Origin of the sequence: Virgibacillus sp. MSJ-26, assembly GCF_018918075.1 — a bacterium.
Taxonomy (GTDB): Bacteria; Bacillota; Bacilli; order Bacillales; family Amphibacillaceae; genus MSJ-26.
The window spans coordinates 108,452-122,097 of record NZ_JAHLPW010000002.1 but is presented as its reverse complement, the minus strand read 5'-3'; the positions used below and the strand labels follow the sequence as shown (position 1 = coordinate 122,097).

The following is a 13,646-nucleotide window of genomic DNA, read 5'->3' as shown; positions in this document are numbered from 1 at the left end:
AAAATTCCTCCAGGATCACCAATTAACAAAATAATGTAATCCACCTTAAAAAAATATTAGGATAATCATTGGATACCAATGATTATCCTAATTCATAGATTAATCCCTTAAATGAATGGATTAATTACTTAATTCATCACTCAACATATCAGCACCATCGATAAGAGTTTCGTAAGCCTCATCAGAAATTTGTCCTTCTTCTTTTTGATAATCGAGTAAGTTCTTAAATCCTTCTAAATGTTTCACGACTTTTTTGTTATCTCCGGATTTTTCAAATTGTGCCAATGCTTTTAAATGAAGATTCAATGCATGTATGGCTTCATCGCTTGAAATATCACCGGATTCTTCGTAACGCTCAACTAGACTTTTTAAGTCAGAGATATCTGATACTGGTTCTGGAACTTCAGATCCTGGATCCAACGCTTTATGCAGCGAAAATTGTGAAGCACTTGCAAAACCATTTTGCCCATCTTCAACAATAAACTTAACATACTTAGCTGTTGTTTCTTTTAGGTCAATTGTTTCCGGATTTGAATTAGCTTTCCATGTTCCTACAGCCACTTCTTCATAGTCATCTCCATCCATACTTACTTCTAAGCGATATTGTTTAATATGTCCGTTATCGCTACCACTTTGTCTTGGTGTATAAACAAACTTACTTAAGTCCGTTTCTTCATCCAACTCAAGATTCACTTCAATTGGAAATGGTGAATTATCATTCCATTTAGAATGCCAAATGGTATCTAAGTTTCCATCAAACGCGAGTTCAATTGGTCCTTCAACTGACTGATCACCTTGCTCCAGTTCTTCATTAGATGCTGAAATGTTCATCGTACCTGGATCAATGATAGTTGGATCCACATATTTTCCTTTTGTAACATTGAAAGATGAAATAACACCGTTCAATGAATCCGTCGCACTTCCGATACGTTCAAGTGGTAGCACTAATGTGTTATATGGCATACTCGTTTCTTCTAATAAAGGGACTTCTTCACCATCGACAAAAAGTCTTGTTTTCTCTAGTTCTGTCACAAAGGTTAATGTTGTTTCTTCACCAGGTGTTAACTTGTAATCATATGAATACGATAGATTACCAAAGTCATATCCAACATAACCATCTTCATCTACAGCATAAATGGTTGCATAATCTCGATAGGAGTGATCAGCATATGTTGCATCATTACTTTTTTCGGCAATCACTTGGACTTCTTCCGTATCTTCAATTGTCAGCGTAACGTCCATTGTAGCGTTAGGACCAAGTTCAGATAATCCTGTTGTTACATAGCTTTCGTCACCACGTAACTTAAGACCTTCTCCTTCAACAATATCTGCATCTACTTGATCTTCTACATCATAACCATTCTCACTTTGATCCCCACTGCCCTTTGTAAATTTATAATCTACAACGGTTGAATCAACTGTCTCAATATCAAATGTCGGATTTGTATTATGGGCATATCCTGTTTTTTCAGCCGCTTTTGCAAATTCTTCATAGGAGACATCCTCATTACTTCCCCAAGTTTTTTGAGCCATAGCCGGGATTGCTTCAAACGTACGGTCAAACATATCATACTGTGTAATTCCATTTTCAAGTTTCCCTACTTTGTCATTCCATAGTGCAAACATTCCTCCAAGGAATTGTGGGTTTGACTCGTCAACAACTGCACCATTTGAAAATTTGGTTGGCTCATAATTATTATATAAATGTTCAGGATTCAAACGATCATAATAATAACCAGCCCTTGGTACCATATAAACTTGAGCATCATCAATATTGATAATATCAAATCCCTCGTTTAACATTTGGATTGGTTCTGCCCATCCTGTATTCCACACCTGAATTTGGACATCCTCTGACGTGATTGGTGTTTTTCCCGATTTATTCGTGAGACTTCCCCAAAGACGGACAGTTCGATCCTTTTCATCCCGAATAAACTTAAGCATGTCGTCAACATACGCCCGGTAGTCTTCTGCACCACCATAATATTCGTCACTACCTATATGAATGGTTGAATCTTGAAATACTGGATTTTCACCATCCAAATATTCATCATAAATTGACTTGATAAATGGCAAGGTATCCGCATGTGACAAATCAAGCATTGCTGCCGCTTCCTCTGGTGGTTTACCATTAATAATTTCCCCTTTATAGTAAAGGTCTGGACGAACTTTAACCATTGAAAGAGCATGTCCTGGTGTATCGAATTCTGGTACGATTTCCATACCATAATCTGAAGCATCAGAGATAAATTGATGGAATTCATCTTTAGTATAATAAGCATCTTCAGATGTTAACGACACCCCATTTTCACCAACAATATCTGACTCCATTCTAAATCCTGCATGACCATTTTCTATAGCATCTTCAATGGAATCAAATAAATCCATTTCAAGCTCATTGTCATTTAAATGAACTTGGAAATCATTCATTTTGTAATAACTCATATTTTTCATGTAATCATAGAGATAATCTAAATCTGTAAATTTACGTCCCACATCTAACATAAATCCGCGGACCTTGTATTTTGGATAATCGCGAATAAGACCATTTTTAACTTCATTTGAATCACTTGTTTTTAAAATTTGAAGTAAGGTTCTTGTCGCATAAAACGCTCCGGTATATTTCTCAGCTACAATCTCGATATTTCCATTGTTGATTTCAATACTATAGCCCTCCTCACCATATATGCCTTCTTCATCCTCTTTGAAAATAATTGCATTGGAATCAGCCACTTGAATTGGAAGCTTCATATTTTGTGAGTCTACCAAATCCTTTTGAAATATCTTCGCCGCCTTTTCAAAAGGTGAATTTTGAACGACTAAACTAGTAGAATCATCAATTGTCATTGAACCTTCTAAACCATGCCACTCTTGTAGGGCAGGAATGACTTCGGGTTTTTCATTCACACCTTCGTCAGAATATACTCCTTTAACCGGAACGGTGAATTCCTTTGTTTCGTCATTGCCATTATCCTTTATTAATTCCAAAGTAACTTTTACTTCCTTATCAATTAACGGGCTGGTTACATTACCATCAAGGTCTATAACTGGGAGACCATTACTCCCAACAACAGATAGTTCACCTGATTTCGCCTTAGGGAGGTCAAGTTTGGCATTTTCTTCGTCAATCGTAAGTTTTGATAGTTGTGAGAGTGAGTCTATTTCATCAACTTCTTCTGTGGTTACATCAGAAAAAACTTCCATCTCATAAATCCCAACATTCGGCCAATCATTTTCTCCGCCATCATATTCTGTTACATCAAGACGTAAATATCTAGCATTAACTGCATTTTCTAAATTTAAAACTTGCCGTTGGATATTGGATTTTTCTGTTTGCTCAAAGTATGGAAAATATTGTTCTCCATCTTCGGAGTAGGTCAAATTAAATGCATTGATATTGCTTTCTTCTCGTTCCCAATTGATAATGATAGATTGCACTTCTGTTAATTCATGTAAATCAATATCCAATGTTCTTATTTCTATTTCTTCACTGACATCTGTAGCCCAATACGTGGTAAAATCACCGTCTACCGTGTTGTCCGCTACAAAGTCTGTATTTGCTTCTTCATTTGATGCTGTAGCTGTTTTTCCTTCAGCCATGTTCTCTGTTCCTTTTACAACAGTATCAACACTTTCCAATACTTCAAATTCATAAACAGAAACAGTTGGCCAGGAAACTTGTTCATCCACTGTTGGAGCGTTTTCATCAAAATCTGTAATAACTAATTTTACAATTTTAGCACTTATTGCTTCATCCAATTTTATCGTTTCAATCCACTGGTGTTTATTTTTATTGGATTCATAGATTGTCTCAAAATCTTCCCCATCATCAGATACTTGGATTGAGTATGCATTTACATTCGCTCTTTCCCAATGAATTTTAAATCCTTCAAACGTCTTCGCCTTAGGATATTCTACCTGTAACCACTTAGGATTCTCCTTCGTAGCAAGAGATGCATCACTTGCCCATCTCGAGTCTTTATCTTTATATCGATTATACTGGCCATCAAAGGCCTTTTCAGCGCCCCATTTAGGATCTTCTGAACCAGAAGAAGTGTAGTGTGGTTCATCAATTTCCTTTGCCTTTGCAACATTCATAGGTGATAAAATACTTGGAAAAACTAAACTCAAGGCTACTAAGATTATGAATAATCGATTATAGGAATGTTCTTTTAACACAATTCATCCTCCCCCTTCAAAAGATTTAATACTTCTCTCAAAAATCTTCAATTATAATCATGGAATCCATGTGTAAGTTTCGATAATATGGTTAAACATTAATTGAGAGAGGGATAGCCTCCTCTCCAATTAATGTTCCCTAATTAAATCATTAGTACCACTTTTAAGAGCTTTATAGACTCCATCTAAATCTGCTCATTTCTTTTTGATGTTCACTCCCTAAAACATTTATTCCAATTCATCACTCAACATATCTGCACCATCGATAAGAGTTTCATAAGCCTCATCAGAAATTTGTCCTTCTTCTTTTTGATAATCGAGTAAGTTCTTAAATCCTTCTAAATGTTTCACGACTTTTTTGTTATCTCCGGATTTTTCAAATTGTGCCAGTGCTTTTAAATGAAGATTCAATGCATGTATGGCTTCATCGCTTGAAATATCACCGGATTCTTCGTAACGTTCAACGAGATTTTTTAAGTCAGAAACGCTTGCTATAGGAAGTAAACTTTTGTTATTAGAGATATTCATTTCATAAATGACTGGCTGAACATCTCCCCAACTTAATTTAATTTCAAAAATATGGTCGTATTCGGTGTTATAAAACGTATTTAGACTATCATCTAGAGTACCTAATTCAACCCACTCATCTTCTCCAACTCTAGCATTCACTGTAGCGTTCGATATAGCATTAGCACCCTGCACGATTGTAATAGCTGTTGCATCTGTCTTTTCCGACAAGCGATATGTTAAAGAACCGTCCGTACGATCCGTCATATTCGGTTTAAAGGCCGTTGTAAGATCACCATCAACCAATAATTCAGGACCATGTCCTTCCTCTTCAATAGGGTCGGCAATAAACGTAGGATTATTTTCGGTTTGGACATATTCGCCATCATTAATGAGAATTTCGTTAATATGAGCAAATCTCACTGAATAATCTGCAGTAAATACTATTCTAATATATTTAGCTTCAACGCCATCAATGTCATCATTACCAAAATAATAGTTTCCTGGATTATCAGAATCATGCGTATAGCCATCCTTAATCATATCTGCATAATCTGGTGTTCCGTCTTTAAGGTTATCCTCACCATCACCAATTGTGGCAACGTCTGTCCAGTTCTTATTATCCATTGATAATTGAACTTTGGCATCACGAATATAGTTGATACTATTTTCCTCGTTATAGATTCGCAAACTATTAAAAATTCTAGGTTCACCTACAGAATAAGTGATGTACTCGCCTTCTTTTTGGTAATCAGCAAAAATCGTCTTTGTTCCTAAATCATTATCAAACACATTTAACAGTGTTCCATTATTTCTAGAATCACTATCAGCATATTGAGGATGGATTCCCAAGGAAGTTTCCACAAAACTTGGTGCTTCCAATTCATTAGACAAAACGCTAAATTCTTCTAAATTAAAGGTGATATCCTCGTCTGTATCGTTCAGTAACCTTACATACCGAGCATTCATTCCTTCTGTAGGCTTTGTCCATTCGACCCCATTCATAGATGCTTGCAATGTCAGGTCTCCACTTGTTTCCTTTACCTCAACACGATCTAATTCTTTAATACGCTCCAATTTCACACCTAAATACTCATCTGGTTTAAGTGTCAAATCTTCTGTTTTATTTAAACTTGTTTCTTCAAGTGTATGTTGAGCTTTGATTGTTTTATAATCATCATTATTTGTATACGTAAATTTAGATGTTCCACCCAAAGTGTCAACTTTAATCCCGCTAAACTTGAGCCAGACTGGAACTTCTTTAAGGTTTTTCAGACGGACATAACGTGCTTCAATTCCAGATAAATCTTCCTTAATCTTATCCATCCCTGGTCCTTGGTCATGATACTCTTTTACTTTAGTGTATTCTTCACCATCCACAGAATACTCCAACTGATAATCCGTCCATTTATCAGCATTATCATGTCCTACAGTGAAAGATACTTCTCCTAAGTCTTGCACTTCTAAGAGGTCCACACCAATGTAATCACCGACAACGGAAGTATCTTTTTTCTCTCCGGATGGGTCATACCAGACAAACGTCGAATCGTCATCATCGAATAAATTATCTTCGTTTCCTTGATACACTGAAAAATGATCGGGAACCATTAATTTATATTCTTGTTCATCTTCACCTTCAGTTTCTTCATTAATAACAATATCTCTTATGCCTAACCACGTATCAGCCCGGTCCTCGGTTGCGATTAAACGGATGCCTCTTACTTTTAAGTCCAAGTCCTCTAAAACAATTTGACTATCATGTCCATACTCAGCGCCTTCAATATCCTTCCAAGTTTCTCCGTCAACAGTATATTGAGCTTTGCTGGCAGTGAAGGTATCTTCTTCATTATCTATTGTTCCCAGTTCAAATCGAGCAGAGTTTAACGTCATTGGTTTCTTATATTGCACCCCGACATACGTACCTGTTTCAATCGTGTTTGGATCTTTATAAACAACTTCAGTCTTCGGGTTATTATCTAATACATTATCCAAATTCCCCGTTGGCGTGTCCGTTCGATTCGTAATAAACTGAACTGGATTTAAATCCGGATTGACGATGGTTTCCACCTTCGTTGATACGTCACTTATTAACGTTTTAATGAAGGGGACAATGTGCTGGACGCCGACTTCAGCGTATTCGTAATGATCAATGTAACTAAAGGGATGATTCTTTGATGCTTCAAAAGAAGCCTGTCCTTGACTATAGTTCTCCCATACCTCGGCTTCCTCGCCTTGTTCATCAGCAATTTCAGCGTTTAACAGATATATGGCTGCATCTGCAGTATCCAAAGCACTATCCAACCAGTAGATGATTTGATCTCTTATTCTTTCATTTCCAGGATTATCTTTATATGTTTGCGCCGCATCACGGATAACCTCAAATTCCTGAATTAAGTCTTGTGCTTTTTCAGTAATTTCTTCTTTCCCAAGAGCATCTTTAAAGTCATTTAATTTTGGTGCTAACTCTACTGACTCTTCCAATTTTGCCACACGACTATCCATATCTTGATTAATCATATGCTTGGAGAGCTCTCTCAAAGCATTGGAAGCAGGTGTTTCATTAATATTTAAATGATCCATATAGGCAAATGAATCATTCCAATTTTCCTGTGCTTGCTCTTCGTTATCCCAGATATTCCATGAGTAATCAGCATTGGCAAAAATAGCTGTTTTGCTTGGTTCTGACTGTTGCATTGGATTTAAGACAATTCCTTCAATGTTTTCAGGATCGACTCCTGGCTGTAGAAATACTTCATTTCCACCCATAATTAAATGATTCTTCGAGTTATCTGTTACGGGCCAGTTAATCCACATATAGGGTCCTCTGCCAGCATTTTCTGTAAATGTCTGAGTAAAATTATCAGAAACTTCTCCCCAAACTTTTCCACCTGTTTGAACTAAACTCACAGATTCAGGTAATTCTTTTAATGTTTGAATTTGCTCACTGTCTCCCCACCCCATATAATCATTTGGAGTGAAAATCATATCGGTTACTAACCCATCATAATTCTCTTCTTGCTCAATTAACCAATCCGTTAAATCAGTCATTAATGTGACATAGTTTTCTGCATCACCTTGAGGTACACCTGCATCATCACCTAATATGCCAAATTTCCTAACACCAGCATCTAATAACTGAGTGAATTTTTCTTTAATTATATTTAAATCGGTCTGATAGTTTTCTTCCGTATCAAATTTCATGGCATCATTCATAAATGGATGGAGGGTATAAACAAATCGAGTTTTACTCGCATTACCCGCTTCAGCAAGTTTACGAATATCCTCTAATTCATCTTCGGAATATAATTCTTTCCATTCGCCATTATGTTTCGGGTCATCTTTGGGTGCATAAACATAGGAGTTCATCTTAAAGTCGCCACCAAAAGTCATTAATTCGGCACGATCTTGCGTAGACCATGGCTCTCCATAATAACCTTCGATGAACCCTCTTCCTTTAACATCTGCATAATCGTTAATGGTCAATTCCTCAATCGAGCGATCCTCCATTTGTTTAAAAATATGCTTGATGGTTGTGACTCCATAAAAAGCGGAATCCACATCTTTGCCTAATACAGCAATCACATTATCTTTAATTGAAACAATATTGCTGTCCAACTCTTCTAAAGTCGTTTCATCGATCAAGCCATTATCTGCAAAATAATGTTCTACGTATTCATCTGACTGATATGTACCAACCAAAAAGTTTGTTGCCTCTGAAACGATTTCATCAGATTCGGAGTAGTCTATTCCTTTATCATTTAACAATTCTTCTACTCTATCCTTAGTATATGAATCTATTTTTGACTCATAAACAATATTTACCGTATCACTTACATCAAATTGTTGACCATGATAGTCAATATCATGTGGAGTTGGATAAATGGTATATGGTTCTGTTTCACTTGTGTTATCCGCTGCAAGTGCTGAAAAAGCCATTCCATTTGATCCAAATATCATACTTATGATCATGGTAAAAGCTAAAATTAAATTTAAGATTGGGTTTCTTCTTCTTTTCAATTTCCTTGCCTCCTCAACAATTGAATCACCAGTGTTTAAACACTGGTGATTCAATTGTTTTTTATTTTACTTTTCTTCTCCACTTCCTTGCTCAGCAACAAAAGTCCACTCTAATTCTAGTGAATCGCCTTGGAATTGGTTTTGATCTTCTCCATTATCTAAGAAATTAAACTTAACTACGAAATCATGATCATCCCCAGCTTCTAAGCCTTTTCCTCCAAGAGTTGGATAGAAAATATGCTCGTTTACCGCCTCTGGAGTCATATCTTTTAGCTCAGCTAAAGTCGTTTCATATATCACTTCATCTAAATTATCCGCGTTATATAAAAATTCTACTTGGATATGTTCACCAAAATCTTCCGTGTTATCTCCTTCTGCATCTATAACATTATAGTCTGTTTCTAGAAACACCTTTTCAATGTCTAGCGTCCCTGAGTTTTGTAGCTCGAAGTCTCGAACAATCGAATCTCCAGGCGCAAGATTGTCCACATCAATAATTGTTGTAGGCTCAGCTGTTAAATCTAGTGTACCAGCAGCAAATGTATTGTTCGTTTGTTCCGTATCGCTAAAATAAGCATAAGTTCCTCCACCAATTAACGATAAACCTAAAGCTAACGACATAACTCCTACACCTAGTTGTTTTTTTATTTTCATTTTTATATTCTCCCCTTATTTTTTGTTTTAGTCTCCGGACTACCAAGTCATGATTAGACGATAATCCGAAGACTTAACTTGTTTAATATCTCTTTGCTTATAGCTTAATCTAGTTTTTCAATTAACGTATCTGCACCTTTTGTTAAAGTTTCATAGGCTTCTTCAGAAATCTGTTCTTCTTCATTTTGATGACTGAGTAAGTCTTTAAATCCATTCAAATGCTTGACTACCTTTTCATCATTTCCGATTCTTTCAAAATGTTCTAATGCCGTTAAGTGAAGTTTTAATGCACGGGCTGCTTCATCACTTGAAATGTCGCCTGTTTCTTCAAACTCTTCAACTAATTCTTTTAAGTCGGATATCGTTGACACAGGTGGAGTTGCATCCAGTTTTTCAATGCGTAAGTTATCCAACATAAACGTCCCTTCGCCCGTATGCATATTTACTTCGGTTCCATCATTAAATATACCGATATAGGTTTGTCCATTGTCAGATCCTATAACAGTGAATTCTACTCTGTTTGTATCTGTTGACGAGGACAGTTGTTCATTCACACTCAAACCTTTTGCATCGTCGATATCTTTCACATCGATTTCTTCATCTCCGGAAATAAATCGGTAAGAGTCAGCCGTTGTTTGATAGTCAAAACTAACCTTGTACTCTGCGCCAGGTTCAAATTGATAGTGTTGTGGAATTGTACGGTAGTTCAGACCACTGTTACCGGTATTCACTTTAAGGGACCAGTTACCATCGATAACATCATCAACTAAATTGTCAGCCCAGCCTTTTTGTGTATATGGATCATGAAGCTCTGACAAGTGGATACGGTTATCCTCTACATTTTCCGTATTACCGATAACAAATGGGTAAATCCCCTGGACAACAGATTCAAAGTCTTGTACAAACACATCGTCTGATTCATAATTTGTCAACGTTTTTTGGACAATTCTAATATCATCAAATTTCGTTTGCCCTTCGCCTGCTTCACGGCCAAGCTTAAGAGTCGCTGTATCATCTACTGCTGTGAAGCTCACTTGCATTCGCTGCATTTTACTGTCATAGCCATTGTTTGTAGCATGTGAATCAGCTTTAACATAGTTTTTCTGTAAACTACGCAATGTAAAGTTACTTACGTCTTCTTCCCCACCAAGAACTTCAATCGTTGCTTTTACATCACTTTTATTTTCGACATAAACTTCTGCTACATAATCCTTACCTGGTTCTAAATCCGTTAACGTTCGCGTAACAGTTGTATCCTCATCTGGGTTTTCAAAATTTAAGTAATAATCCCCACTACTTAATTGACGAGCACTGCCTGTTTGATCTGTTCTATTAACACTTACAGATTCACTATCCCCGTCAATTGTTGTGTAATCATCATCGATTGTTCCCGTATTGAATCCTGAATCATGAATATGAGCATCCGTGCTCCATTCATCAACTTGGACACCGTCATCATTACTGGCTACAACAATATATGGTGTTGCTGCTTCAGCAGTTAATGTAATTTTATTATCGTTCACTTTAACTTCTTGTTTATTAGTTCTACCTTGGTCAGTCAACTCATACACATCGACACTTGAGACACCTTCATACTCTTCAGGTAAGGTCCACGTAGACTCACCACCTTCTAAATTCCAATGATATAACTTATCAGAATCAGGAGTAGGTGTGTCAAAATCTTGTTCTACCCAAGGAAGTAAATATTTGTGCTCATCAAGAACGACATTATCATTTAGCGTTATGACGCGTTCTCTGGAATCGTCTTTTCTTGTAACTGCAACAATGTCTCCATTGCTAGGATCTTTCAATTTAATTTCCTTTTCTAGATTCGTTTCTGTTGGATCCCCATCCGTTTTTTCCCAATTCGTTACATAATATTTCTGTAAAAACTTAGTTGGTAAGTTCGTATCAAATGTCATATGGATAAAGTTGTCAAAGTTTTTATCAGATTGCCAACCTTCAAAACCAGCTAATTCAAATCCACCAAGTAATGGGTGATCAGCCGTTCCGCCGGCTTCTGGCCAGTTTAATACCCAAGAATCCTTTTGGTGATTGCTGACAAAACGTAATGCATCGGAGTTGAGTCCCTTGCTTTCTGGTCCCCCATAGTTCTTATCTGTCGCCCAATGCTGCCAAGTCGAGTTATTTGGTAATGCATCACCAAATTCTGACGTTAATCTTAAACCCATGCCATTTAGTTGTTCTGCAATTCGATTAGATTCCCATTGATCCTGATACCAGACATCTAAATAAACAAAGTCAAGACCTGGTGCTGCTTCGTCTAGTTCAGCAAGTCTCGCTGCCCGTCTACCAGAGGATAAGTCATACAATTTATCAATGACGTAAGATTGATCTAACCAGCCCCAACCGTGGGAATTTGGACCTTCAATGAGGTCTTCATCAAATGCTTTTGCTTCTGGGTAAGTTTCTTGTGCGTTAATATGGACACCAATTTCAGCATTGTATTTATGTCCTTCATCAATGAGAGTATTTAAATCTTCTTCACCACCCATTTTTTCACCAACATCCCCATAATCAGGATGGGCACTATCATGTCCTTCGTTTCCATATCCTTTTAATAACACAGGTTGTCCCAATCCATCTGTTGCAAGGGCTACTTTTTTCACATTATCCAAAGTTTTTAGGAATGGTTGTTGTGCTTGTGAACCAAAGTTCATAGCGATCCGTGTACCCACATTATTATTGACATCTTCTGAACCTTGAATGTCTTGCATGATATCCCGATAAGCAATCGCAGCATCCTGCCAGTCGACTTTATCATCATCATTTAAATCTTCTGCAATCGCAATTTTGATAGTAGGTTTGTTTGATGAAGGTTCTGGCATAAAGTCTCTGTGATAAAAGAGTGTGTTAGAACTTATCCCCATCGCCTTATCACCATCTTCAGTTTCATAACGATTTGCGATCAGGTTATTGTGTCCATCAACCTCAGAACTGGACCATACCCCTGCACTTAATTCCCCTGTTGTTAAGAATGCCATATAATGACCAGAGGAAGTCCCTAGATTATCTAATGATGAATCAATATCAACATCAGTATCACCAGGCTTAGTAACGTCAGTGCTAATATTTGCTAATTTTGCTTGAGCATCAGATTGACTTGAATCAGCTGAAATAAGATTCATATCAGCAAATTCAATTTTTTCGATGTTAGCGTCTCCATCATTTGTAATATCTTCAAAACTATAAATTACTTTGTTATCCTCTACTTTTAGTAACAATGTAAATTGAGCATCAATGTCTTCATAACTGTCTTCAACAGTCATTGTGTATTCTGCTTCACTTTCGCTCACCTTTTCAAAGCTAACTTCAGGGTAGTATGGCATGTCGTTTATTTTCAGCCCATAAACAGGTGATTCTTGTCCAGACATTGTTTTATCATCCACATCATACTTAATGACTCTTGGAAACGTTTCGTCTATCGTGACATCCATATAATCAGAACTTAGAACTTGTTCGACTGGATCCGTTTCGGGTGGATTGGGTGCGTCATATTCTTCGACTTTAACATTGGATATAGTAATATTTGCTGTACCGCGGGATTTTTCAAAACCAATTGCACCTGCCTTGTCGACTCCTTCTGCCTGTGACCAAGACCCTATTTTTTCATCATCTATATACAAAGCAGCCATATCATCTATAAATTTAATTCGCAGACGATAGGTTTTATCTGCTTCAAGTGGAATCCCCTTGGTCATAGAGGTCCAATTGTTTTCTTCACCAAAGATTTCGCTGAAGTACTGGTTGTTCTCATCTCCAGTTCCAACATACTTATATTCTGACGTATCTTGGACTCGATAAATAAAACCAAATCGATTCAAATTTTTGTCTGCCTTTATATCGGCCTCAAAAATACCATCTTTTATTTCATCCGCTTGATTATATACAATTTTGTTCTTTTCATTAGAATCAACTCCAAAGGTTACGGAACCATCGTCATTATATGTTAAGGTACCATCGCCCTGAATAACCTCAAAGTCACCTTCTTCAAGCTCACTACTTTCTGTTATGGTGTTGATGCTTACATTTTCATAACTATTTACCTCATCGTCTGATTTACTATCACTCTCTGTTAATTTTTCTGTATTTGTTGTCTCAGTGTTTTCATCCGCATGTGCAATAGATGAGAAGACACTAAACATTGGTGATAGTAACAACATGAAGGTAAATAACAAGGCAAAAGTCTTTTTTGTCAAGTTTTTTGACATTAATTTTTACCTCCCTAATTAATAATCATCTTAAACATGCTCTGCATTCTAAAATTT

Annotated in this window: 4 protein-coding genes; all 4 read right to left on the bottom strand. The window is 36.8% G+C overall.

Features of this window, described 5'->3' with window-relative positions; genetic code table 11:
- Nucleotides 1-120: 120 nt before the first annotated feature.
- Nucleotides 121-4,179: a discoidin domain-containing protein gene (locus tag KQI49_RS01180; RefSeq protein ID WP_216485995.1), complete on the bottom strand. Its 4,059-nt coding sequence runs from the start codon at nucleotides 4,177-4,179 to the stop codon at nucleotides 121-123.
- 228 nt (nucleotides 4,180-4,407) lie between these two features.
- Nucleotides 4,408-8,703 (bottom strand): glycoside hydrolase family 84 protein, encoded by a 4,296-nt coding sequence (locus tag KQI49_RS01175; RefSeq protein WP_216485993.1) that lies wholly within the window; start codon nucleotides 8,701-8,703, stop codon nucleotides 4,408-4,410.
- A gap of 66 nt (nucleotides 8,704-8,769) precedes the next feature.
- Nucleotides 8,770-9,357, bottom strand: coding sequence for a CalY family protein (locus KQI49_RS01170; protein WP_216485991.1), 588 nt, complete (start codon nucleotides 9,355-9,357; stop codon nucleotides 8,770-8,772).
- 104 nt (nucleotides 9,358-9,461) lie between these two features.
- The gene (locus KQI49_RS01165) at nucleotides 9,462-13,589 is read right to left on the bottom strand and encodes an endo-alpha-N-acetylgalactosaminidase family protein (RefSeq protein ID WP_216485989.1); all 4,128 of its coding nucleotides are present in this window, start codon (nucleotides 13,587-13,589) and stop codon (nucleotides 9,462-9,464) included.
- Nucleotides 13,590-13,646: the final 57 nt, after the last annotated feature.